Origin of the sequence: Roseococcus suduntuyensis (assembly GCF_014196305.1) — a bacterium.
In the GTDB taxonomy this organism is placed as follows: Bacteria; Pseudomonadota; Alphaproteobacteria; order Acetobacterales; family Acetobacteraceae; genus Roseococcus; species Roseococcus suduntuyensis.
The window spans coordinates 78,068-101,377 of record NZ_JACIDJ010000008.1 but is presented as its reverse complement, the minus strand read 5'-3'; the positions used below and the strand labels follow the sequence as shown (position 1 = coordinate 101,377).

Below are 23,310 nucleotides of genomic sequence, written 5' to 3'. Positions count from 1 at the left end.
GAAGGCGAGGATGCGGGATCATCTGATGCGGAAGGCCAACAAGGCGCGGTGCGCCGGATGGAGCGAGGCCTGAAGCACGCGAAGACGTGGAGTTTGCCCTGCCCGCGCTGATTTTGTTGCCGGCGGAACGGCGGCGAGCCAAATCGCCCGAGAAAACGGGTGAGATCAACATATAGGTTGAGAGTGTGGCGTCCCCTACGGGATTCGAACCCGTGTTGCCGCCGTGAGAGGGCGGTGTCCTAGGCCTCTAGACGAAGGGGACCAAGCCTTGGAAGCGCCGCTCTTAGCCGCCCCGGCGCGGTTGGGCAAGCCGGGCCTTTGCATGGCGCCCCTCGCGGCACGCATCGGAGCAATACCGGACCTCGTCCCACACCCGCGCCCATTTCTTCCGCCAGGCAAAGGGCCGGCCGCAGGCGGCACAGGGCTTCTCGGGCAGGTTCGGCTTGCGGTGGGTCACGGGCGGGGCAGCACCTCGCCCACCACCCGGCCGCTGCGCCCGTCCAGCAGCAGGATGCGCGAGGCCTCGCCGGGCCCCTCCACCAGCACGGCCAGCCGGTCGGCCACCCCCGTCACCGAGGCGATTCGCGCGCCCGCGGGCAGATCCAGCGTCACGGGGGGCAGCGTGACCGTCATGGCCCCGCCCGCCCGCTGGACGATCAGCGCGACCAGCGTCACGGTGCCCGCGACGATCATCACCCCCATCGCCACCACCAGGAATTTGAGCGCCCGCATTGGCCGACCCCTCCGCACCCCATGAATGTCTCGCGGCCGAACCCGACCGCGGCGAACGCGCAGACCGCTTCCTCGCGGCGCGGATAGGCACGCTCTCGCGCTCGCGCGTCAAGGCGCTGATCGAGGAAGGCCAGGCGCGGGAGGGCGGCCAGGTCTTCACCGATCCCGCGCGGCCCATCAGGCCGGGCGTGCTCTACACCCTCACCCCGCCCCCCCCCCTGCCCGCCCGGCCCGTGGCACAGGACATCCCGCTCGACATCCTGTTCGAGGATTCGCACCTGATCGTGCTGGACAAGCCGGCCGGGCTGGTCGTCCACCCCGCACCGGGCAACCTGGACGGCACGCTGGTCAACGCGCTGCTCGGCCATGCGGGGGAGGAGCTGGAAGGGATCGGCGGCGAGAAGCGGCCAGGCATCGTCCACCGGCTGGACAAGGACACCTCGGGCGTCATGGTCGTGGCCAAGACCGAGCGCGCCCACCGCACCCTGTCCGAGGCCTTTGCGGCGCGCGACCTGGACCGGGAATATCTCGCCCTGGTCTGGGGCGTGCCCAGCCCGGCCGCCGGCGAGGTGGAGGCCGCGATCGGCCGCCACCAGCTGGACCGCAAGCGCATGGCGGTGGTGGGGCGCGGGGGTGCCAAATCCGGCAAGGCGGCCCTCACCCGCTACCGCACCGAGCGCGTATTCCATGGCGGGGTCAGCCTGCTGCGCTGCAAGCTCGCCACCGGGCGGACGCACCAGATCCGGGTCCACCTGGCGCATATCGGCCACCCCCTGGTGGGGGACCCGGTCTATCTGCGGCGCATCCCGGCCGCGAGCCGCGCCCTGCCCGAGGCGGCACGCATGGCGTTGCTGGCCTTCCCTCGCCAGGCCCTGCACGCAGCCAGCCTCGAATTTCATCATCCGGTTACAAAGGATGTGCTAACTTTCCGCGCTGACCCGCCGAAGGACATGCAGGATCTCATCACCGCGCTCTCGCCATAGCTGCCACGTCGAATTTGGTGGGATGACAGAGTGCCGGGGTTGGTTATCCTTGCGTTCCAGTAGAGACCAGACTAAACGAATGGTAATGTACAGCGTCGGCCGGGTGCCGCGTGACTTCGGTTCGCTGACACCGCCCCCTCCGTGACCGGGGCGGATGCAACCGAAGGGGCCCGGACGCCGTTGCCACGAACGGCCAGGTGCCCGTCGCCGTCACGGGGCGGGTTCTGGCGCAGTCAGGAGTTCGGACCACATGGCGTCACTGAGCATCCCCATGGCCCCGGAAGGCAACCTCTCCCGCTACCTGCAGGAGATCCGGAAGTTTCCGATGCTGGCCCCGGAGGAGGAGCTGAACCTCGCCAAGCGCTGGCGCGACGCGGCCGATGAGGCGGCGGCGCACAAGCTTGTCACCTCGCATCTGCGCCTCGTCGCCAAGATCGCCATGGGTTATCGCGGCTACGGCCTGCCGGTGGGGGAACTCATCAGCGAGGGCAATGTCGGCATGATGCAGGCGGTGAAGCGGTTCGACCCGGACCGCGGCTTCCGCCTGGCCACCTACGCCATGTGGTGGATCCGCGCCGCCATCCAGGAATACATCCTGCACAGCTGGTCGCTCGTGAAGATGGGCACGACCGCCGCGCAGAAGAAGCTGTTCTTCAACCTCCGCCGCCTCAAGGGGCAGATCGGGGCGCTGGAAGACGGCGACCTGCAGCCCGAGGTGGTCGCCAAGATCGCAAAGACCCTGGCCGTGCCCGAGCAGGACGTGGTGAGCATGAACCGCCGCCTCGCCAGCCCGGACAACAGCCTGAACGCCCCCGTCCGCGCCGACAGCGAGGGCGAGTGGCAGGACTGGCTGGTGGACGAGAGCGAGAGCCAGGAAACCGAGCTCGCCGACCGGCAGGACATGTCCAACCGCAAGGACCTGCTGAACGGCGCGCTGCGCACCCTGAACGAGCGCGAGCGCCACATCCTGATCGAACGCCGCCTGAAAGATGAGCCGACCACGCTCGAGGAACTGTCCCAACAGTACAACATCAGCCGCGAGCGCGTGCGGCAGATCGAAGTGCGGGCCTTCGAGAAGCTGCAGAAGTCCATGAAGCAGCAGATCACGGAGCGGCGCCTGACGGTGGGCTGAAGCTTGCCGGCCTAGGTTACGCGCAACAGCCCCGCCCCGTTCCGCCGCAGCCATTCGCTCGCGGCGGCGCGGTGCGGGGTTCTTGATTCCACCATCGCCCAGAAGCGGGCCGAGTGGTTCATCTCCCGCAGATGCGCCACCTCATGCGCCACCACGTAATCCAGCACCCAGCCAGGCGCCATGACGAGGCGCCAGGAGAAGGCCAGCGTGCGGTCCGGCGCGCAGCTTCCCCAGCGGCTTTTGGTGTCCTTCAGGCGAATGGCGCGTGGCGCCACATCAAGGGCCTCGGCATGCGGACGTGCGGCCTGCGCGATGCGGCGCAGCGCCTCGGCCCGCAGGAAGTCGCGCACGCGGCGGCCCACGAACTCCACCTGGCCCGAGACCACCAGCACGCCCTCTTCCAGTAGCGCCGCCCCCCGCCGCGCGGGGTCGTGGCGAATGAGGTGCTCCACGCCGCCGATGGGCACCATGCCGCCCGGCACCAGCTTGCGCTCCGGCGCCAGGGCCGCCACGCGCTGCAACACCCAGCCGGCATGTTCCGTCAGCAGGGCGAGGCCATGGCGGCGGCCCACCTTCATGGGCAAGGTCACCACCACCGCCCCCTCGGCCGGGCAGATGCGCAGCGAGACGCGCCGCGCCCGGGCCGAACGCCGCCAGCGCACGGGGCATGGGGCCTCGGGCAGCAGCGGGTCCGGCCGCAGGGCGATGGTTTCCGATTCGGGCCACTCCATGTCTCGCTTATACCCCGCCGCTCATATCTCGCCGCCTGGGCGTTGAGTTGACAGGGACGCGCGCCGGGGGCCTCTGCCCGGGCATGACCCGAACGCCCATCCTGCCCCTGCTGCTGCTGACCGGGGCCATCTGGGGGCTGACGCCCGCCATCGCGAAGGTGGGCATGGGGCTCGGCATCTCGGCCATGGGCTTCGCCTTCTGGACGGCCGTGGGGTCGGCGCTCGCGCTCACGGCACTGTGCCGGGCGCGGGGGCAGGCCATCCCGCGCGACCGGACGCATGTGCTCTACTACCTCGCGGCGGGCGGGTCGGGCTTTGCGCTCGCCAATGTCTTCGGCTTCCACGCGCTGCAGCACATCCCGGCGGGGTTCTTCGCCCTGCTCATCCCGCTGGCCCCCATGCTGACCGTGGTGGGGGCCGCGGCCATCGGGCAGGAGCGTCTGACGGCGCGGCGCGTCGCCGGCACCGCGCTGGGCTTCGCGGGCGTGGCGCTGGCCATGGCGCCGGGGGCGGCGCTGCCCGCGGCCTCGCTGATCGGCTGGGCGCTGGTCGCGGCCCTCACCCCCGTCTGCTACGCGGTGTCGGGGTTGGTGGCGGTGCAGTTCGCGCCGCGCGGCACGGGGCCGCTCGCGGTGGCGGCGGGGTCGCTCTATGGGGCCGCCTTCTGTCTCGCCTTCTTCGCGCTGGCGCTGGGCCAGTTCCACCCGCCGCTCTCCGGGGATTGGCGGGCCGAGGCTCTGCTCCCGCTGCAGGCCGTGCTGACCGCCATCGCCTACCTCGCCTATTTCCGCGTGATCGCGGTGGCGGGCGCCGTGGTCACCAGCCAGGTGGGCTACATCGTCACCATCGCGGGGGTGGTCTGGGGGGCGATCATCTTCGGCGAGCGCATGGGCTGGCTGGCCCTGCCGGCCGTGGCGCTGATCTTCGCGGGCCTGTGGCTGGTGACGCGGCCGGGAAAGCGAATGGCGAATAAGCCTCATCCGCGAAGGTGATTGGCGCGCGGGCGCGCGCGGCGTCATGTTGGGGGCATGAACACGATCCATCCCCAGGCCCGCATCGGGCATGTCCACCTCAAGGTTGCCGACCTGCCGCGCGCGCTGGGCTTCTGGCGCGATGTGCTTGGCCTGGAGGTGATGCTGGAACGGCCGGGTGCCGCCTTCCTCTCGGCGGGCGGGTATCACCACCATATCGCGCTCAACACCTGGGAGAGCGCCGGCGGCACGCCGCCGCCGGTGGGGCATACCGGGTTGTATCACGTGGCACTGCTCTACCCGGATCGCGCCGCGCTGGCGGCGGCACTGCGGCGCGTGCTGGAGGCCGGCGTGCGACTGGAGGGCGCCTCGGACCATGGGGTGAGCGAGGCGCTGTATCTGCGCGACCCGGACGGGAACGGCGTGGAACTCTACCGCGACCGCCCGCGCGAGGAATGGCCCCGGGATGCCGACGGGCGGATGACCATGTTCACCCGCCGGCTGGATGTGGAGGCGCTGCTTCAGGAGGGCGCCTGATCGTCGGCGGCGTGAATCAGCCGCCGCGCAAGCCGCTCAACCGAGCTTCTGCTTCAGCACGTCATTGACCAAGGCGGGATTCCCCTTCCCCGCCATGGCCTTCATGGTCTGGCCCACGAAGAAGCCGAACAGCTTGTCCTTGCCGCCGCGGTATTCGGCCACCTTGTCGGCATTGGCCGCCATGATGGCATCCACCGCGGCCTCGATGGCGCCGGTGTCGGTCACCTGACGCAGGCCGCGCTCCTCGACGATCACGCTGGGCGCCTGGCCCGTCTCGATCATCGCCTCGAAGACCTGCTTGGCCAGCGCGCCGGAGAGCGTCTTGTCCGCCAGCAGGTCGAGCAGTTCGCCCAGGTGCTCCGCCGTCACCGGCGGGTCGCTGATGTCGCGCTTGAGGCGGTTCAGGGCCGCGAAGAAGTCGCCCGTCACCCAGTTGGCGGCGACCTTGGCGTCGCGGCCCTTGGCCACCGTTTCGAAGAAGGTGGCCGTCTCGCGCTCGATGGTCAGCACATGGGCGTCATAGGGCGAGAGGCCCATGGCGACGTAGCGCGCGCGGCGCTGGTCGGGCAGTTCGGGCAGGCTGGCCTTGAGCTGGTCCACCCAGGACTGTTCCAGCACGAGCGGCGGCAGGTCCGGATCGGGGAAATAGCGGTAGTCATGCGCGTCCTCCTTGGAGCGCATGGAGCGCGTGACCCCGCGCGCGGTATCGAAGAGGCGGGTTTCCTGCGTGACCTCGCCGCCCGATTCCCACACCTCGATCTGGCGCCGCGCCTCGGCCTCGACGGCCTGCATGACGAAGCGGATGGAGTTGACGTTCTTCACCTCGCAGCGCGTGCGGAAGCCCTCGCCCGCCTTGCGGACGGAGACGTTCACGTCGGCGCGCATGGAACCCTCGTCCATGTTGCCGTCGCAGGTGCCGAGGTAGCGCATGATCTGCCGCAGCTTCGTCAGGTAGGCGCCGGCCTCCTCGGGCGAGCGCATGTCGGGCTCGGAGACGATCTCCATGAGCGCCACGCCCGAGCGGTTCAGGTCAATGAAGGACTTGGACGGGTGCTGGTCGTGCAGCGACTTGCCCGCGTCCTGCTCCAGGTGAAGGCGGGTGATGCCGATGGTCTTCGTGATGCCATCCGCCAGCGTGACCTCGACCGCGCCCGTGCCCACGATGGGGTGGGCGTACTGGCTGATCTGGTAGCCCTGCGGCAGGTCCGCATAGAAATAGTTCTTCCGGTCGAAGCGGGACCAGAGATGGATTTCCGCGTTCAGGCCGAGCCCGGTGCGGACGGCCTGGGCGATGCATTCGGCGTTGATCACGGGCAGCATGCCGGGGAAGCCCGCATCCACGAAGCTGACCTGGGAATTGGGCTCGGCGCCGAAGGCGGTCGCCGCGCCGCTGAACAGCTTGGCGTGGGACGTCACCTGGGCATGGACTTCGAGGCCGATGACGACCTCCCAAGGGCCGGTTTCGCCTTCAATGGTGTAGGTCATGGCGGTCAAAACCCCCGACGTTCGATGAGATGGCGTTCCACATTCGGCACGGCGCCGAGAACGGTGACTTCGACGATATTGTCCGGCGATGCCTTGCGGTCACGGCGCTGCAGGCGCCATTCGGCGTAGGACATCGCGCCAAGCGGCGTGAAGGTGGTGCGGCCGCGTCGCGCCGGCTGGTGCAGGGTGGCACCGGTGTTGATGGGCGAGACCTGCATGCGCGCGCCGCAATCGGCCACAACGCTCGCGGTGTCGAGCACCAGCAGTTCGCGCGGGTCGGTGCGGTTGATCGCGGCCTCGCCGAGGCCCTTCATGCGCGCCGCGTCCACCCAGAAGAAGACACGGCGGTTGAGTTCAGCCAGCCAATCCTCCGGCGTCAGCCCATCCTCTAGGCAGCGGGAGAGCTTGGCCAACTGGATGGGCTTGTTGTCGTTCAGCACCACGCGTCCGATGGGCGTGGGGTCCAACACCTCGCGCGCCGGGCGGCGTTGGCGGATTCGCGCCTGCACCTCTGCCTCATCCAGGCCCGCCGCGCGCAGCAGCGCCTCGGTGGAGAGCAGCCCGTGCGTGCGGATCACCTCCCATGCGCCTGGCGTGGTGAGGTGGTAGAGGCGCGGATGGCGGGTGACGAGTTCTACCGCCGTCACGCCATTACCTGCGGCGAGGCGGTGAACCCCGCGGCGCGCTCGATGGCGCCACCGACGGCGAACACCGTCTCCTCGTCAAACGCCCGCCCGATCACCTGCAAGCCCAGCGGCAGCCCCTGCCCGTCCAGCCCCGCCGGCACGGCCAGCCCAGGCAGGCCCGCCAGGTTGGCGGTCACGGTGAACACGTCGTTCAGGTACATCGTCACGGGGTCGTCCTGCTTCTCGTCCATGGCGAAGGCGGCGGACGGCGTGGCGGGCGTCACAATGGCATCCACCTTGCCCCAGGCCTCCTCGAAGTCACGACGGATCAGGGCACGCACCTTCTGCGCCTTGAGGTAATAGGCGTCGTAATAGCCGGCACTCAGCACATAGGTGCCGATCATGATGCGCCGGCGCACCTCGGCGCCGAAGCCGCGCGCGCGGGTGCGCTCATACAGGTCCTTCAGGTCCGACCCGTTCTCGCGCAGCCCGAAGCGCACGCCGTCATAGCGCGCCAGGTTGGACGACGCCTCGGCCGGCGCCACCACATAATAGGTGGGCAGCGCGTATTTCGCGTGCGGCAGCGAGATGGGGACGATCTCCGCCCCCTCCGCCCGCAGCCACTCAAGCCCCTGATCCCATAGTGCTGCGATCTCGGGCGCCAGACCATCCAGCCGGTATTCGGCCGGCACGCCGATGCGAAGCCCCTTCACGCCCCGCCCCACCGCCGCCCGGAAATCCGGCACCGGAAGGTTCGCGCTGGTGCTGTCCTTCGGGTCATGCCCGGCCATGGAGCGCAGCAGGATGGCGTTGTCCTCAACGGTCCGCGCCACCGGCCCCGCCTGATCGAGGGACGAGGCGAAGGCCACGATCCCCCAGCGCGAGCAGCGCCCATAGGTGGGCTTGATGCCGGTGATCCCACAGAAGGCCGCCGGCTGGCGGATGGAGCCGCCCGTGTCCGTCGCCGTCGCCCCCATGGCGAGCCTGGCCGCCACCGCCGCCGCCGAGCCGCCCGAGGACCCGCCCGGCACCAGCCGCCTGTCGGGGTCATTGGCGCGCGACCAGGGGTTTTCCACGGCCCCGAAGGCACTGGTCTGGTTGGAGGAGCCCATGGCGAACTCGTCCAGGTTCAGCTTGCCCAGGAACACCGCGCCATCGCGCTTGAGGTTGGCGCTGACCGTGCTCTCATAGGGCGGCACGAAGCCGCCCAGGATGTTGGAACCCGCCGTGGTGCGCGTGCCCTCGGTGCAGAACAGGTCCTTGATGCCCAGGGGAATGCCGTCCAGCGCCCGCGCCTCTCCCTTCGCGCGCCGCGCGTCGGAGGCGGCGGCATCGGCCAGCGCCTTCTCGCCCGTCACGGTGATGTAGGCGTTCAGGCGGGGGTTCAGCCGCTCGATCGCCTCCAGGAAGGCCTGGGTGAGTTCCACGGCGCTGATCTCGCGCTTGTCCAGCGCCTCCAGGCCCTCGGCCAGGGTCAGATCGGTCGGGCGCATCATTCCACCACCTTCGGCACGCCGAAATACTCGCCCTCGCGGTCGGGGGCATTGGCCAGGACCTTCTCCGCCTGGGCGCCGTCGGTCACGGCATCGGCGCGCCAGGGCAGCTTGACCTCGACGGGGGCCCCGCCGGCCATTGGCTCCACGCCGTCCGTGTCCACCTGCTGCAATTGCTCGATCCAGTCCAGAATCCCGTTCAGCTCCGCCTGGAGCTTTTCCACTTCCGTCTCATCGAGGCGCAGCCGGGCCAGGTTGGCGACGCGACGCACCGTCGCGGCATCGAGCGACATGTCTTCCACTTCCATCCACAAGGGCGGCGGACCATAAGCCCCGGCATGGCCGTGTTCAACATGACGGATTTGCGGGCCGCCCTGCCGCGCGGGCAAAGGCTGATCGGGCTCGACCCGGGGGCGCGCATCATCGGCGTGGCGCTGACCGACGTGTCGCTCATGCTGGCCTCGCCCTATGGCAGCGTGAAGCGGGGCAAGCTCTCGGCCATCGCGGCCGAGATCATGGCCATCGCCCGGCGCGAGGGCGCGGGCGGGCTGGTGGTCGGCCTGCCGCTCTCCATGGATGGCAGCCTCGGGCCGGCCGCCCAGGCGGCGCGGGACTGGGCCATGGCGCTGTCCGACGCCACCGGCCTGCCGGTCGCGCTGTGGGATGAGCGGCTGTCCAGTGCCGCCGTGAACCGCGCCATGATCCGGGAAGCCGACCTGACGCGGAAGAAGCGTGCGGCCGCGGTGGATGCGGCGGCGGCGGCCTATACCCTGCAGGGGGCGCTGGACGCGACGCGCATGCTCAACATCTGATTGTCATTCCGGATCGCCTGCGCAATCCTCCGCTCAGGAAACGACCGGGACAGATTCGGACATGCGACACGCGATCACCACGGCCTGCTTGGCCGGCCTGCTCTCCGCCTGCGCGGTCGTGGATCCGATCCTGCCGCTGGGCCCGGAGGAAGGCTATTGCTACCCCTCGCCCAGAGCAACGAGAGATGCCACCGCCGCTACGCCGGCGCCGGAGTTCGATCTCCGGGACCACGTGCTCCGCTGTCCTCCCGGGCATGGCCGCAACTACGCCCTGGTGGGGGAGCGGAACACCGCGATCCACCTGGACGAGGCCCTGGCCTTCCTGCGGGACCGGCGCCGCCGGATGAGCGAACGGGAGCGCCAACTGGTGCAGCTCGACGGCGCGGCGCGGGTGGGCATCGCGGCGGGGACCCTGACCGCGATCGGCGCGGCGGCCTTCGGGGCGCGCCCGGACCTGGTGCTCGGCACCGGCCTCGCGACGGGCACGAGCTATGTCGCCGGCTATGGCTTCGCGCCGGCCACCATGCGGAACGTCTACAATGCTGGCGTCGCCGCCCTCAGCTGCGTCGAGACGCGTGCGCTCTCCGCGCACATCACGCCCCTGCAGGTGCCGCAACGCGAGCGTGCCGCGCTGGACGTGGCGCTGAGGCATCTCGTGGAGGAGCTTGATGCCGCACGTCGCCAGCTGGAGGCGACCACGCCGCCCGACCCGGCCCTGAATCTTGCGATCAACCAGGCGGACGAGGTGATGCGATCGGCGCGCGCCGGGCTTTCGGGGCTTGGCGGGCAGTCGCTGGCCGGGCCGCTCATCGCCAATGCGGTCTATGACCGCACGCTCGCCATCGTCATCCAGGTGAACTCCGAGGTGCAGCGGGCGACGCCCAATCTCGACGCCATCATGAACCTGGCGCGGCAGGCCGGTGGCGCCTCGCTCGATGGCGTGGCCGATTCGACGGCGGCGCTGCGCAACGCCTCCCGGACCCCCTCGCCCCCATCCGACAGGACGGGACAGCCAACGACCGAGCAAACGCCCCCCGAGCGGACGGCCGCCGGCACGATCGACCGGCTGCGTGCGAAGGCGGACGCCACGGCGGAGGCTGCCAGCAAGCTGGCCGACGCGCTGACCCAGGCGCCGCAGCAGCGGCTGGCCCAGGTTCGCGCCTGCGCCTTCCAGCAGGTGGAGGGCCGCGGGCTGACGCTCACCCCCGGCACGACGCCCAGCATCGCGGCCGCCACGGCGGCCCGCCCGACCACCACGGTGCTGGCCGTGGCCGGCGGGCGGGCCCCCTATCGGATTTCCGCGACCGGCAACGGCGCGGCGGAGCTGCGCGCCGAGCCGGAATTCAGCCCCGGCCAATTCACCCTGCGCAACACGGGCGCCGGCGCCGGCGCCTCGGCCAGCTTCCTCATCACCGACCAGGGCGGCGAGAGCGCCGTGGTGACGCTGACGGTGCGGTAAGGGGCCCCATGGCCCTCCTCGTGACGAAGGGGTAAACCGCTCGGCCATGAGCGGTTTCTCCTATCCCATCCTCCCCTCCGGCCACCTGCTCGCCATCGAGGGGCTGGAACCGCCGCACATCTCGGCCCTGCTCGATTTGGCCGAGAGCTACGCCCTGCTGAACCGCCAGGGAAAGACCCAGCGGGACCTCCTGAAGGGCCGAACCCTCATCAACCTCTTCTTCGAGGACAGCACCCGCACCCGCACCAGCTTCGAGCTGGCGGGCAAGCGGCTGGGGGCGGACATCGTGAACATGTCCGTCTCGACCAGCAGCGTGAACAAGGGCGAGACGCTGCTCGACACCGCCGCCACCCTGAACGCCATGCACACGGACCTGCTGGTGATCCGCCACGCGCAGTCCGGCGCACCGGCCCTGCTGGCGCAGAAGGTGGATGCGGCCGTCATCAATGCCGGCGACGGCACGCATGAACACCCGACCCAGGCCCTGCTGGACGCGCTGACCATCCGCAGGCGGAAGGGGCGGCTGGAGAACCTCATCGTCGCCATCTGCGGCGATGTGCTGCACAGCCGCGTGGCGCGCTCCAACATCCATCTGCTGTCGGCCATGGGCGCGCGGGTGCGGGTGGTGGGGCCGCCGACGCTGATGCCCAGCGAATGCGCGCGGCTGGGTGTGGAGGTCCACCACGACATGCGCGCGGGCCTGGACGGCGCCGATGTGGTGATGATGCTGCGCCTGCAGCGCGAGCGGATGAATTCCGGCCTGGTTCCCTCCCCGCGCGAATTCTTCCGCTTCTATGGGCTGGACGCCGCCAAGCTGGCCCATGCCAAGCCCGATGCCATCGTCATGCACCCCGGCCCCATGAATCGCGGCGTCGAAATCGACAGCGCGGTGGCCGACGACGCCGCGCGCAGCGTGATCGGCGAGCAGGTGGAGATGGGGGTGGCCGTGCGGATGGCGGTGCTGGACGTGCTGGCGCGCGCCCTGCGGCGCAACGCCTGACATCATCACGGCTGGCGCTGCACCAGCACGCCCCGCCAGCCCAGGCCGCGATAGGTCTCGTAGCCGGGCGTGACGTGGTGAGCGAAGCGGGCGTCGGCCGCCTCGAACACGCCCGAAGGCCCCGCATGTGACGGGATAGGGATGGTCTCGGACAGCACGCCATGCCCGTCGGAGGCTGCCAGCACTCGGCCATCACGGTCCACCAGCAGGGCACGGGTGCTGGCCACCTCATGCGGGTGCAGGCGCACGCCGCGCACCACCGCCTCGGCCTGGGGCGCCCAGTCGAAATGGATGCCGAGCACGCCCACCACCCGGCCCTGGGCCTCGCCCCCCTCGCGCACCGCGGCGGCATAGGTGGCGACGGGCACGCCGCCCAGCGGCGCGCAGGGCGCGATGTCGGCCACGGCGAAGTCATCGCCGCTGCGGCTGGCCCGCGCCTGCTGGAACCAGACCTCGCGGGAGACGTCGAGGCCCGCCACGCCGGGGAAGCGGTCCGGACGGCCGTGGGCGACGACGCGGCCCTGCGCGTCGGCCAGCCAGAGGTCCAGGTAGACCGTGTAGGCCGAGAGGATCACGCCCAGCCGCTTCGTCGCATGGGCGAGGCAGGGCGCGGAGGGGTCGGCGACCGCCTCGACCAGGGCCGAATCGGTGGCCCACCAGCGCACGTCGCAGGTGCGTTCATAGAGGTTGCGGTCCATGATCTCGATGGCGTTCAGCGCCAGGTCCACCATCCGCTGGCCGCGCGTCTCCTGCACCATGCGCCGGCCCACCGCGCGAAGGTCGTCGAAGGCGGAGGAGAGTTCCGTGTCCATCTCGGTGGCCAAGCGCGCGACCTCGCCCGCCACGTTCTTCACCTCGCCCGCCACCACGGCGAAGCCGCGCCCCATCTCGCCCGCGCGGGCGGCCTCGATGGTGGCGTTCAGCGCCAGCACGCGCGTCTGGCGGGTGATGGCCTGGATGGCGCGCACCTTGCCCGCCGCCACGGCGGCCGCGCTGCCGGCCAGCGCCAGGACGCGCTCGGGGGCGGCGGCTTCGCCCGGCGGCTGCCCGGTTGCGGGGCATGCGGTTGTGTTCATTCCATAACTCTCCGGGTGCACCCCTGCCAATTCGGCGAAAAGCGTGAAGGATTTCTTGCACCGGCCGTGCCGCCTAAGCTCGCGCCATGGATCACGCCATCCGCCCCGCCCGTCCCCACGAAGCCCCGGCCCTGGCCGCCCTCGTCCGCGCCGCCTACGCCCATTACGTGCCGCGCCTGGGGCGGGAGCCCGGCCCCATGGGCGATGACTACGCCGCCCGGATCGCGGCCGGGCAGGCCTGGGTGCTGGAGGAAGCGGGCGGCCTCGCGGGCCTGCTGGTGCTGGAGGACACGCCGGAGGGGTTGCTGCTCGACAACATCGCCGCCGCGATTCCCGGGCGCGGGGTGGGCCGCGTGCTGATGGACTTCGCCGAGACCGAGGCCCGCCGCCGCGGCCATGCGCGCATCCGGCTCTACACCCATGCGCGGATGGTGGAGAACATCGCCCTCTACACGCACCTCGGCTACGCCGAGACCCACCGCGCCGTGCAGGGCGGCTTTGACCGGGTCTTCATGGCCAAGGCCCTCTGACGCAGCCGGGGCACGCCGTCTATAACCCAGCGCATGCGTGACCTTCTCATCACCAACGCCCGCCTCCTCAACCCCGCGAGCGGCCTTGACGCACCAGGCGCGCTGCTGGTCTCGGGCGGCCGCATCGCCAGCCTCAAGGGCGCGCCGGCCGAGGGGGCGGAGGTGCTGGACGCCGGCGGCGCCATCCTCTGCCCCGGCCTCGTGGACATGCGCGCCGCCCTGGGCGAACCCGGCGCCGAGCACCGCGAGACCATCGCCTCGGCCGCGCAGGCCGCGGCGGCGGGCGGCATCACCACCCTGGCTGTGCTGCCCGACACCAACCCGGCGCTGGACGACCCCGCGCTGGTCGAATTCATGATCCGCCGCGGCGAGGCGACCGGCAGCCTGACGCTGCTGCCCTATGCCGCCGCCACCAAGGGCTGCGCGGGGAAGGAACTCTCCGAATACGGGCTGCTGCGCGAGGCGGGTGCCGTGGCCTTCACCGACGGAAAGCACGCCATCGGGCCCGCGCGCACCATGCGGCTTGCCCTTTCCTATGCGCGCGGCTTCGGCGCCATGGTGGTGCAGCACCCGGAGGAACCGTCGCTGGCCGGCCAGGGGGCCGCGACCGAGGGGGAGCTCGCCACCCGGCTCGGCCTGCCCGGCATGCCCGCCGCCGCCGAGGCCATCATGGTGGCGCGCGACATCGCCCTGGCGCGCCTCACCGGCGGCCATGTGCATTTCGCCCATGTCAGCACGGCGGCGGCGCTGGACCTGATCCGCGCCGCAAAGGAAGAGGGTCTGCGCGTCACCTGCGACACGGCCCCCCCTTATTTCGACCTGAACGAGACCGCCATCGGCGATTTCCGCACCTATGCGAAGCTGAGCCCGCCGCTACGCGCCGAGGCCGACCGGCTGGCCGTGGTGGCGGCGCTCGCCGATGGCACGATTGATGCCATCGCCTCCGACCACCAGCCGCGCGACGCGGATGACAAGCGCCTGCCCTTCGCCCAGGCCGAGGCGGGCGGGGCGGGGCTCGCCACCCTGCTGGGCGTCACCTTGGCCCGTGTGCATGGCGGGGACATTTCGCTGCGCGACGCGCTGGCCCTGCTGACCTGCCGTCCGGCCGCGCTCCTGGGGGTGGAGGCCGGACACCTGAAGGAAGGCGCCCCGGCGGACCTCTGCCTCGTGGCGCCCGACCGCGCCTGGCAGGTGCGGGACGGCGCCCTGCCGGGCAAGGCGCAGAACTCGCCCTTCGACGGGCGGGCGCTGGAGGGCCGCGTGCTGGCAACCTTCAAGGCGGGGAGGCGCGTCTTCGGATGATCACGGTGCTGGAGACCTTCCTGGCCGCGGTGGGCGCCATGCTGCTGGGCTCCATCCCCTTCGGCCTGCTGCTGACGCGGGCGGCGGGGCTGGGCGACATCCGGGCCATCGGCTCCGGCAATATCGGCGCGACCAACGTCCTGCGGACGGGCAACAAGAAGGTGGCGGCGGCGACGCTGGCGCTGGATTTCCTGAAGGGCGCCGTCGCCGTCTGGCTGGTCTCGGCGTGGTTCGGGCCGCATCTGGCGCCCGTGGCCGCGGTGGCGGCGGTGCTGGGGCATTGCCACCCGCTCTGGCTCGGCTTCAAGGGCGGCAAGGGGGTGGCGACGGCGCTGGGCGTCATGCTGGGGCTGGGCTGGGGCGTCTTCGTCGCCGCGGCCGTCACCTGGCTGGTGGCGGCGCGGCTGTCGCGCATCTCCTCGGTGGGCGCTCTCTCGGCCATGGCGGTGGCGGCCCTGGTGGCGCTGGGGGTGCTGCCGCTGTGGTCGGGCGTGGCGGTGCTGTTGATCGCCGCCTATGTCTTCCTGCGGCACGAGGAGAATATCCGCCGGCTGCTGGCGGGCACGGAGCCGCGCATCGGCGCCGGAAAATGAGCCTCGCCGCCTTCCGCCTCGCCCGCACCGAGGGGGTGGGGCCCGCGATGCACCGCCGCCTGATGGCGCGGCATGGCAGCGCGGAAGCGGCGTTGGACGCCCTCGGCCCCCGCGCCTGCCCGCGTGACGTGGCGCTGCGGGAGATGGAGGCGCTGGAGCGCATGGGCGCCCACCTCCTGTTCCTGGGCGCCCCCGGCTACCCTTCCCTGCTGGCCGAGCTGGACGACGCGCCGCTGCTGCTGGCGGCGCAGGGCGACATGGCCGCGCTGGATCAGCGCTGCGTGGCCATGGTGGGGGCGCGCAACGCCTCGGCGCTGGGCCGCCGCTTCGCCGAGGACCTGGCCGATGCGCTGGCGGTGCGGGACATCACCATCGTCTCGGGCCTGGCGCGCGGCATTGATACCGCGGCGCATCTGGGCGCGCTGCGCTCGGGGCGGACGGTGGCCGCGGTGGCGGGGGGCCTCGACCAGCCCTATCCGCCCGAGAACGCGAAGCTCCAGGCGCGCATCGCGGCCGAAGGGGGGCTCGTGCTGTCGGAGGCCCCGCTCGGCGCCGCCCCGCGCGAGCGGCATTTCCCCCGCCGCAACCGCATCGTGGCCGGGGTGTCGCTGGGGGTCGTGGTGGTGGAGGCGGCGCTGCAATCGGGCACGCTCATCACGGCGCGGCTGGCGGCCGAGGCGGGGCGGGAGCTGTTCGCCGTGCCCGGCCACCCCCTCGATCCGCGCTGCCGGGGCTCCAATGAATTGCTGCGGCGCGGCGCGCAGATCACGGAAACGGCGGCCGATGTGCTGGACCACCTGCCCACCGCCCCTGTCGCCCGCCGGCGAATGCTGCTCGACACCCTGCCCCAAGCCCCTGAATTACCGAGGGAAGCGCCACCCGCCCCCTCGGATGCGGCCGCCCAACTTCTTGAATCCCTGGGTCCGACGGCCATCTCGGTTGACGAGTTGGGGCGGCGCTGCCAGCTATCGCCGTCCGTACTTGCCGGCGCGCTCATGGAATTGGAGCTTGCCGGACGGATCGAAACTCTGCCCGGGAATCGGGTGGCTTTGCGCTGAAGCAGGGCCCGGAAGGACCAGACGTGACCGACATCGTTGTCGTCGAGAGCCCGGCCAAGGCCAAGACCATCGAGAAATACCTCGGCGGCGATTACAAGGTGCTGGCCAGCTTCGGCCATGTGCGCGACCTGCCCCCCAAGGATGGCTCCGTCCGTCCCGAGGAGGATTTCGCCATGGACTGGGAGGCGGATGAGCGCGGCCAGAAGCAGATGAAGGCCATCTCCTCCGCCCTGCGCGGCGCCAAGCGCCTCTATCTCGCCACCGACCCGGACCGCGAGGGCGAGGCGATTTCCTGGCATGTCCAGGACATGCTGCAGAAGTCCGGCGCGCTGAAGGGCGTGCAGGTTCAGCGCATCACCTTCAACGAGATCACGAAGCGGGCGGTGCAATATGCCATCGCCCACCCGCGCAAGCTCGATACGCCGCTGATCGAGGCCTATCTGGCGCGCCGCGCGCTGGACTACCTGGTGGGCTTCAACCTCTCGCCCGTGCTGTGGCGCAAGCTGCCGGGGTCGAAGTCGGCCGGGCGCGTGCAGTCCGTCGCCCTTCGTCTCATCTGCGAGCGCGAGGCCGAGATCGAGGCCTTCGTCGCCCGCGAATACTGGACCATCGAGGCCCGGATGGCGACGGTCAGCGGCGCGCCCTTCCAGGCGCGGCTGACGCATCACGAGGGCCGCAAGCTCGATCAGTTCGACCTGCCCAACGAGGCCACGGCCATGGCGGCCAAGGCCGCGGTCGAGGCCGCGACCTTCACCGTGGGCTCGGTCGAGAAGAAGCGCGTCAAGCGCAATCCGCCCGCCCCCTTCCAGACCAGCACCTTGCAGCAGGAAGCCAGCCGCAAGCTCGGCATGGGCGCGCAGATGACGATGCGCACCGCCCAGCAGCTCTATGAGGGCGTGGACATCGGCGGCGAGACGGTGGGCCTCATCACCTATATGCGGACGGATGGCGTACAGATGGCGCGCGAGGCCATCCAGGAACTGCGCGGCCACATCAAGACCCAGTTCGGCGAGGACTACCTGCCCGGCGCCCCGCGCGAATATTCCTCCCGCGCCAAGAACGCGCAGGAGGCCCACGAGGCCATCCGCCCCACCGACGTGACCCGCACACCGGAACAGGCGGCGCGCTACCTGAACGACGCCCAGCGCAAGCTTTACGAACTCGTCTGGAAGCGGGCCGTGGCCTCGCAGATGCAGTCCGCGGAACTCGACCAGACGGTGGTGGAGCTGGTGGAGCCCACGGGCCGCACCAGGCTGCGCGCCAATGGCAGCGTCATCGCCTTCGACGGCTTCCTGAAGCTGTATCGCGAGGATGTGGATGACGGCGCCTCCAGCGAGGACGAGGACAGCCGCATCCTCCCCCCCATGCGCCAGGGCGAGCCCACCAAGCGCCACGACGTCACGGCCAGCCAGCACTTCACCCAGCCGCCGCCGCGCTTTTCCGAGGCCTCGCTGGTGAAGAAGATGGAGGAGCTGGGCATCGGCCGGCCCTCCACCTACGCCTCCATCCTGCAGGTCTTGCAGGACCGTGAATATGTGAAGCTCGACAAGCGGCGCTTCATGCCGGAGGACCGCGGGCGGCTGGTCACGGCTTTCCTCGTCGCCTTCTTCGAACGCTATGTGGACACGGGTTTCACGGCGGGTCTGGAGGAGCAGCTCGATGACATCTCGGGCGGGCGCGCCGACTGGCGGGCGGTGATGCACCAGTTCTGGCGGGACTTCCACGGCGCCATCGAGGCGACGGCCGACCTCAAGATCAGCGACGTCATTGACCGCCTCGACGAGGAGCTGGGGCCGCATTTCTTCCCGCGCCAGGCGGATGGCGGCGACCCGCGGGTGTGCCCCTCCTGCTCCAACGGGCGGCTGGGGCTGAGGCTGGGGCGCACGGGGGCCTTCATCGGCTGCTCGGCCTATCCGGAATGCCGCTACACGCGGCCGCTGGCCGTGCCGGGGGCTGAGGGCGAGGGCCAGCAGGCGCTGGCCGATGGCGTGCGCGTGCTGGGCACCGACCCGGCCACCGGGCAGGAGGTGTCCCTGCGGCGCGGGCCCTATGGCATCTATGCGCAGTTGGGCGAGGGCGGCGTGGACGCCAAGGGCAAGCCCACCAAGCCCAAGCGCGCCAGCCTCTCGCGGGGCATGGACCCGGAGACGATGACGCTGGACGCCGCACTCGCGCTGCTCTCCATGCCGCGCATCGTGGGGCTGCATCCGGAGACGGGCGAGGAAATCAGCTCCAACCTCGGCCGCTTCGGGCCCTATCTGAAGATGGGCGCGCTCAGCAAATCCATGGACCGCGACGATGACCCGCTGACCATCGGGCTGAACCGCGCGGTCGCCCTGTTGGCGGATGCAAAGCCGCGCGGGATCACGATCGGCGAGCACCCGCAGGGTGGCGGGGCGGTTGAGGTGCGGCGCGGGCGTTTCGGCCCCTTCCTGCTGCACGGCACCCGCGTGGCGAACCTGCCGCGCGGCACCGAGATGGAGGCCGTGACGCTGGACGAAGCGGTGAAGCTGCTGGCCGAAAAGGGCAAGGAGCTGCCGCCCAAGAAGGGCATGAAGGGCCGCAAGGCGCCGGCGAAGAAGGCGGCGGCGCCCAAGGCCGAGGTGGCACCCGCCGCCGCGAAGAAGGCGCCGGCAAAGAAGGCAGCGCCGAAGAAGGCCGCCTCCGCCAAAGCCCCGGCCAAGAAGGCGCCCGCCAGGAAGCCCGCCGCGAAGAAGGCCGCGACCAAGAAGGCGGGCGGCTGATGCCCCGCATGGGGCCGCCGGCGAAGGGCCAGAAGGCCAAGAAAGCCGGCGGCACCCAGCGCGCCGCCCGGAAATCCAACGCCAAGCGCCGCGCGGATGACGTGGCCGCGCCGAAAGTCGAGACCGCCCCCCTGCCGCGCGCACGGGTAAAGGCGGCGCCGCGCCGTGATACCCTGCCCTCCAAGACCGAAATCCGCGACTTCCTGGCCACCACGGGCGGCCGTGTGTCCAAGACCGAGATCGCCAAGCATTTCGGCCTGCCGACCGAGCAGCGACCCGCCCTTCGGCAATTGCTCTCCGAGATCAAGCTGGACGGCACCACGGCGCCGATGGGCAAGCGCAGCTTCGTGGGGGGCGGTACGCCCGGCGCCAAGCCCGTGCGGGCGGTGCGCGAGACCCTGCCCGAGACGGGCGTCGTGGAAATCTTCGGCACCGACCCCGATGGCGACCCCATCGCCCGCCCCCTGAACTGGGAGGGTGCCGGCCGCCCCGTGGTCTACATGCACCCCGAGCGGCGCGGCCAGACGGCGTTGGCCACCGGCGAGCGCGTGCTGGCCCGCCTGAAGCACCTGGGCGGCGACAAGTATGAGGGGCGCACGCTGAAGCGCCTCGGCCAGCCGCAGGACCGCAAGCGCATCCTGGGCGTGTTCCAGGACGGCCGCATCATCCCGACCGACCGTCGGCAGAAGGCCGAGTGGGCCGTGCCCCCCGGCGAGGAGGGCGGCGCCAAGGGCGGCGAGATCGTGCTGGCGGAGAGCCTGCCCTCGACGGGCTTCGGCCTGCGCCCCGCGCGCATCGTGGAGCGGCTGGGCGTGGTGGGCGAGCCGCGCTCGGTCTCACTCATCTGCATTCACACCCATGGTATCCCGGACATCTTCACGGCCGAGGCCGAGCGCGAGGCCGAGGCGGCGCGCGAGGTGGCGCTCGGCACCCGCACCGATCTGCGCGACATCCCCCTGGTGACGATAGACGGCGACGACGCGCGCGATTTCGACGACGCCATCTTCGCGGAGCCGGATGGGGATGGCTGGCGCATCATCGTGGCCATCGCGGATGTCGCGCATTACGTGACGCCGGGAAGCGCGCTGGACCGCGAGGCCTGGACCCGCGGCAACAGCGTCTATTTCCCCGACCGCGTGGTCCCCATGCTGCCCGAGGCGCTGTCCAATGGCTGGTGCAGCCTGCGACCGAACGAGAATCGCGGCTGCCTCTTCGTCGAGATGCGTTTCGACGGGCAGGGCAACAAGCAGTCGCACCGTTTCGGGCGCGGCCTGATGCGCTCCGCCGCCCGCCTCACCTATGAGGAGGTGCAGGCCGCCCAGGACGCGGGGGAGGAGCCGCAGGGCCTGGCCGCCGGCCATATGGGCCGCCTCTACGGCGCCTTCCGCGCCCTGCTCTCGGCACGGGAGCGGCGCGGCACGCTGGAACTGGACCTGCCCGAGCGGCGGGTCCTGCTGGACGCGGAGGGCAACGTCACCGGCGTCGTCCCCCGCCCGCGCCTCGACAGCCACCGCCTCATCGAGGAATTCATGGTGGCCGCCAATGTCTGCGCGGCGGAGGAGCTGGAGCGCCTCAGCCAGCCCTGCATGTACCGCGTCCATGCGCCCCCCTCGGACGAGAAGCTGAAGTCGCTGCGGGAGTTCCTCGGCACGCTCGACCTGACGCTGGCCGCCACCAGCACCATCCGCCCCAGCCACTTCGCCGCCCTGCTGGAGAAGGTGAAGGACCGGCCCGAGGCGCGCATGGTCAACGAGACGGTGCTGCGCAGCCAGTCCCAGGCGGCCTATGAGCCGGACAATCTGGGCCATTTCGGCTTGGCGCTGTCCCGCTACGCCCATTTCACCTCCCCCATCCGGCGGTATGCGGATTTGCTGGTGCATCGCGCGCTGGTGCGGGGCCTGAAGCTGGGCGGCGATGGCCTGACGGAGGCCGAGGCCGCCCGCTTCCCCGACACGGCCGAGCACATCACCGCCACCGAACGCCGCGCCGCCGCCGCCGAGCGCGAGGCGGTGGACCGTTTCCTCGCCGCCTACCTGGCCGAGCGCGTGGGGGCGGTCTTCGCCGCCCGGGTCTCGGGCATCCACGCCTTCGGCCTCTTCGTGACGCTGGACGAGACAGGCGCCTCGGGCTTCGTGCCCATGAAGGCCCTGCCGCAGGATTTCTGGATCGTGGAGGAGGGCAACCGCCGCCTGCTCGGCCGGCAATCCCGCCAGGTGATCGCGCTCGGCGACCCGGTGGAGGCCCGGCTGCGCGAGGCCAATGGCCAGACCGGCAGCCTGCTCTTCGAATTGCAGATGGGCGGCAAGCCGGCACCCATGCGGGGCGGGCGGAAGCGCAAGGCTTGACCTCCGCCCTTGACCTCTGGCCCCCGGACGTTAGAAACAGCCCCTCCCGGTTTCGAGCGCAAAGAGTAAGATCATGGCCAAGGCCAACACCATCCTCATCAAGCTGACCAGCACGGCCGACACCGGCTACTTCTACGTGACGAAGAAGAACACCCGCACGGCCACGGGCAAGCTGGAGCTGAAGAAGTACGACCCCGTCGCGCGCAAGCACGTCGTCTTCCGCGAAGCCAAGATCAAGTGAGCTGATGCCCCCTCACGGGGGGCATCGCCACACCGGACGCATTTCGCCTCGCACCCTTCCGGGTGCGGGGCTTTACTGTTGCGCCGTTCAGCTGGCGGCTGTGGCGTCTTCCTCGCCCGCCAGATAGGCACGGTTCCGCCCGTCGCGCTTTGCGCGGTAGAGGGCCGAATCCGCCGCGCCGATCAGCCGGTCGGCCGGCATGCCGGGCTCGCCCACCGCCACCCCGATGCTGATGGTGATGGGCACGACATGCCCCTCCGACTGGACGGGCAGGATCGCCACCGCCTCGCGCAGCCGCTCGGCCACCAGCATGGCCGCCTGGGCCTGGGCGCCGACCAGCACGGCCAGGAACTCCTCGCCGCCATAGCGGGCGACCACATCCACGGCGCGCAGCTGCTCGCGCAGCCGCTCGGCCACCTCGCGCAGGGCCGCATCGCCGACATTGTGGCCGTAGGTGTCGTTGATGGCCTTGAACTTGTCGATGTCCAGGATCAGCACCGCGGCCGCCTCGGTCCGCAGCAGGCTGTCCAGATGGCGGCGGACATAGCGGCGGTTCCGCAGCCCCGTGAGCTGGTCCGTCACCGCCATTTCCAGGGAGCGGTCGAGGTCCGCGCGCAGCCTCTCCTGGTAGCGCTTGCGGCGCACCTGGTTTCGGGCGCGGGCGCGCAGCTCGTTGGGGTCCATTGGCCGGAAGCAATGGTCGTTGGCGCCCAGGTCGAAGCCGCGCAGCACCTCGTTCTTCTGGTGCGAATCCGCCAGCAGGATCAGCGGCAGGTCGCGCGTGGCGTTCTGGGCGCGCAGGCGGGAGGCGAGGCGGAGCACCTCGCCCGGATCCACCGGCAAGGCGAGCAGGGCGAGGTCCACATCGCCCTTCGAGAGGCGCTGGAAGGCCTCGTCCACGCTGGTCACCGTGTAGACGATCATGTCGTCGGCCAGCAGGGCCTCGCGCACGGCGCGCGCCTCCTCGGCATCGGAGTTCAGGATCAGTGCCCTGGCGCCCTGGACCGAGATGGCCGGCGGCGCGGGGTTGTCTATCCCCAGCTCCCGCGCGGTATCCGAACGCAGGCGCCAGGCATCCTGCACCTGCTTCACCCGCAGCAGCGCGCGCAACCGGGCGAAAAGTGTGGCGTTGTCCACCGGTTTGGAGAGGAAATCATCCGCCCCGGCTTCGAGGCCCCGCACCCGTTCCGTGCTGTCCGTCAGCGCGGTGACCATGACGACGGGAATATGCTGTGTGCGGATATCGGCCTTGAGCGCCCGGCAGACTTCGTACCCGTCCATCCCGGGCATCATGACATCCAGAAGAATAACATCTGGCAATTGTGTGAAAGCGACCTGCAAAGCCTCCTGGCCACTGGAGGCGAGCAGAACTTCATAATACTCGGCCTGAAGTTTCGCTTCGAGCAGCCGCAGATTGGTCGCGATGTCGTCCACCGCGAGGATGCGGGCGGTCATTGCCG

Annotated in this window: 23 protein-coding genes and 1 tRNA gene; 14 read left to right on the top strand and 10 right to left on the bottom strand. The window is 70.7% G+C overall.

Annotated features, from left to right (window positions below; genetic code table 11):
- Positions 1 to 186: 186 nt before the first annotated feature.
- The 3 genes from GGQ83_RS18075 to GGQ83_RS18065 form a co-directional block, all read right to left on the bottom strand.
- Positions 187 to 262 (bottom strand) — tRNA-Glu (locus GGQ83_RS18075).
- 21 nt (positions 263 to 283) lie between these two features.
- Complete coding sequence (locus tag GGQ83_RS18070; protein ID WP_184386388.1) at positions 284 to 457, bottom strand: DUF2256 domain-containing protein; 174 nt, start codon at positions 455 to 457, stop codon at positions 284 to 286.
- Positions 454 to 732, bottom strand: a complete 279-nt coding sequence (locus tag GGQ83_RS18065; protein ID WP_184386387.1) for a DUF6476 family protein — start codon at positions 730 to 732, stop codon at positions 454 to 456. Before GGQ83_RS18065 ends, GGQ83_RS18070 begins: the two co-directional genes overlap by 4 nt.
- On the opposite strand from GGQ83_RS18065, the gene GGQ83_RS18060 reads away from it, so the two are divergent.
- The gene (locus GGQ83_RS18060; protein WP_184386386.1) at positions 732 to 1,715 is read left to right on the top strand and encodes an RluA family pseudouridine synthase; all 984 of its coding nucleotides are present in this window, start codon (positions 732 to 734) and stop codon (positions 1,713 to 1,715) included. The two genes, GGQ83_RS18065 and GGQ83_RS18060, sit on opposite strands and share 1 nt — an antisense overlap.
- 250 nt (positions 1,716 to 1,965) lie before the next feature.
- The gene (rpoH, locus tag GGQ83_RS18055) at positions 1,966 to 2,847 is read left to right on the top strand and encodes an RNA polymerase sigma factor RpoH (RefSeq protein ID WP_184386385.1); all 882 of its coding nucleotides are present in this window, start codon (positions 1,966 to 1,968) and stop codon (positions 2,845 to 2,847) included.
- An 11-nt stretch (positions 2,848 to 2,858) separates the two neighbouring features.
- On the opposite strand, the gene GGQ83_RS18050 is transcribed toward rpoH, so the two are convergent.
- Positions 2,859 to 3,578 carry a M48 family metallopeptidase gene (locus GGQ83_RS18050; protein WP_184386384.1) on the bottom strand — a complete coding sequence of 240 codons (720 nt, stop codon included), beginning with the start codon at positions 3,576 to 3,578 and terminating at the stop codon, positions 2,859 to 2,861.
- 83 nt (positions 3,579 to 3,661) lie between these two features.
- Between GGQ83_RS18050 and GGQ83_RS18045 the strand changes: the two genes are divergently transcribed.
- Both GGQ83_RS18045 and GGQ83_RS18040 read left to right on the top strand, forming a co-directional pair.
- Complete coding sequence (locus GGQ83_RS18045; RefSeq protein ID WP_184386383.1) at positions 3,662 to 4,570, top strand: DMT family transporter; 909 nt, start codon at positions 3,662 to 3,664, stop codon at positions 4,568 to 4,570.
- 36 nt (positions 4,571 to 4,606) lie between these two features.
- On the top strand, positions 4,607 to 5,086 hold the full coding sequence (locus GGQ83_RS18040) for a VOC family protein (RefSeq protein ID WP_184386382.1): 480 nt from the start codon (positions 4,607 to 4,609) through the stop codon (positions 5,084 to 5,086).
- A 36-nt stretch (positions 5,087 to 5,122) separates the two neighbouring features.
- On the opposite strand, the gene gatB is transcribed toward GGQ83_RS18040, so the two are convergent.
- Genes gatB through gatC form a run of 4 tightly spaced genes read right to left on the bottom strand, consistent with a single transcriptional unit; the run spans position 5,123 to position 8,983 of the window.
- Positions 5,123 to 6,571, bottom strand: coding sequence for an Asp-tRNA(Asn)/Glu-tRNA(Gln) amidotransferase subunit GatB (gene gatB, locus GGQ83_RS18035; RefSeq protein ID WP_184386381.1), 1,449 nt, complete (start codon positions 6,569 to 6,571; stop codon positions 5,123 to 5,125).
- Positions 6,572 to 6,576: 5 nt separating this feature from the next.
- Entirely contained in the window at positions 6,577 to 7,218 is a 642-nt protein-coding gene (locus GGQ83_RS18030) for a DUF7002 family protein (RefSeq protein WP_184386380.1), read from the bottom strand.
- Complete coding sequence (gatA, locus tag GGQ83_RS18025; RefSeq protein ID WP_184386379.1) at positions 7,215 to 8,693, bottom strand: Asp-tRNA(Asn)/Glu-tRNA(Gln) amidotransferase subunit GatA; 1,479 nt, start codon at positions 8,691 to 8,693, stop codon at positions 7,215 to 7,217. The genes GGQ83_RS18030 and gatA overlap by 4 nt, the downstream gene beginning before the upstream one ends.
- Positions 8,690 to 8,983 carry an Asp-tRNA(Asn)/Glu-tRNA(Gln) amidotransferase subunit GatC gene (gene gatC, locus GGQ83_RS18020; RefSeq protein WP_184386451.1) on the bottom strand — a complete coding sequence of 98 codons (294 nt, stop codon included), beginning with the start codon at positions 8,981 to 8,983 and terminating at the stop codon, positions 8,690 to 8,692. Before gatC ends, gatA begins: the two co-directional genes overlap by 4 nt.
- 45 nt (positions 8,984 to 9,028) lie before the next feature.
- Here gatC and ruvX point away from each other — a divergent pair, with 45 nt between their 5' ends.
- The 3 genes from ruvX to GGQ83_RS18005 all read left to right on the top strand — a co-directional run bounded on the left by ruvX (position 9,029) and on the right by GGQ83_RS18005 (position 11,961).
- Entirely contained in the window at positions 9,029 to 9,502 is a 474-nt protein-coding gene (gene ruvX, locus GGQ83_RS18015; protein ID WP_184386378.1) for a Holliday junction resolvase RuvX, read from the top strand.
- Positions 9,503 to 9,563: 61 nt separating this feature from the next.
- A complete protein-coding gene (locus GGQ83_RS18010; protein WP_184386377.1) occupies positions 9,564 to 10,961 on the top strand; it encodes a hypothetical protein in 1,398 nt (465 codons plus the stop codon).
- Between the two features lie 46 nt (positions 10,962 to 11,007).
- Positions 11,008 to 11,961: an aspartate carbamoyltransferase catalytic subunit gene (locus tag GGQ83_RS18005; RefSeq protein WP_184386376.1), complete on the top strand. Its 954-nt coding sequence runs from the start codon at positions 11,008 to 11,010 to the stop codon at positions 11,959 to 11,961.
- Positions 11,962 to 11,966: 5 nt separating this feature from the next.
- Here GGQ83_RS18005 and GGQ83_RS18000 read toward each other — a convergent pair whose 3' ends face one another.
- Positions 11,967 to 13,037, bottom strand: a complete 1,071-nt coding sequence (locus GGQ83_RS18000; RefSeq protein ID WP_184386375.1) for a methyl-accepting chemotaxis protein — start codon at positions 13,035 to 13,037, stop codon at positions 11,967 to 11,969.
- A gap of 86 nt (positions 13,038 to 13,123) precedes the next feature.
- On the opposite strand from GGQ83_RS18000, the gene GGQ83_RS17995 reads away from it, so the two are divergent.
- The 7 genes from GGQ83_RS17995 to rpmG all read left to right on the top strand — a co-directional run bounded on the left by GGQ83_RS17995 (position 13,124) and on the right by rpmG (position 21,850).
- Positions 13,124 to 13,567, top strand: a complete 444-nt coding sequence (locus GGQ83_RS17995; protein WP_184386374.1) for a GNAT family N-acetyltransferase — start codon at positions 13,124 to 13,126, stop codon at positions 13,565 to 13,567.
- A gap of 33 nt (positions 13,568 to 13,600) precedes the next feature.
- Entirely contained in the window at positions 13,601 to 14,869 is a 1,269-nt protein-coding gene (locus GGQ83_RS17990; RefSeq protein WP_184386373.1) for a dihydroorotase, read from the top strand.
- Positions 14,866 to 15,462, top strand: a complete 597-nt coding sequence (plsY, locus tag GGQ83_RS17985; RefSeq protein ID WP_184386372.1) for a glycerol-3-phosphate 1-O-acyltransferase PlsY — start codon at positions 14,866 to 14,868, stop codon at positions 15,460 to 15,462. Before GGQ83_RS17990 ends, plsY begins: the two co-directional genes overlap by 4 nt.
- Entirely contained in the window at positions 15,459 to 16,520 is a 1,062-nt protein-coding gene (gene dprA, locus GGQ83_RS17980) for a DNA-processing protein DprA (protein ID WP_184386371.1), read from the top strand. The genes plsY and dprA overlap by 4 nt, the downstream gene beginning before the upstream one ends.
- Before the next feature lie 23 nt (positions 16,521 to 16,543).
- The gene (gene topA, locus GGQ83_RS17975; protein ID WP_184386370.1) at positions 16,544 to 19,264 is read left to right on the top strand and encodes a type I DNA topoisomerase; all 2,721 of its coding nucleotides are present in this window, start codon (positions 16,544 to 16,546) and stop codon (positions 19,262 to 19,264) included.
- A complete protein-coding gene (gene rnr / locus GGQ83_RS17970; RefSeq protein ID WP_184386369.1) occupies positions 19,264 to 21,609 on the top strand; it encodes a ribonuclease R in 2,346 nt (781 codons plus the stop codon). Before topA ends, rnr begins: the two co-directional genes overlap by 1 nt.
- Before the next feature lie 73 nt (positions 21,610 to 21,682).
- The gene (gene rpmG / locus GGQ83_RS17965; RefSeq protein ID WP_184386368.1) at positions 21,683 to 21,850 is read left to right on the top strand and encodes a 50S ribosomal protein L33; all 168 of its coding nucleotides are present in this window, start codon (positions 21,683 to 21,685) and stop codon (positions 21,848 to 21,850) included.
- A gap of 87 nt (positions 21,851 to 21,937) precedes the next feature.
- Here the strand turns inward: rpmG and GGQ83_RS17960 are convergent, their stop codons facing one another.
- A complete protein-coding gene (locus GGQ83_RS17960; RefSeq protein WP_184386367.1) occupies positions 21,938 to 23,305 on the bottom strand; it encodes a PleD family two-component system response regulator in 1,368 nt (455 codons plus the stop codon).
- Positions 23,306 to 23,310: the final 5 nt, after the last annotated feature.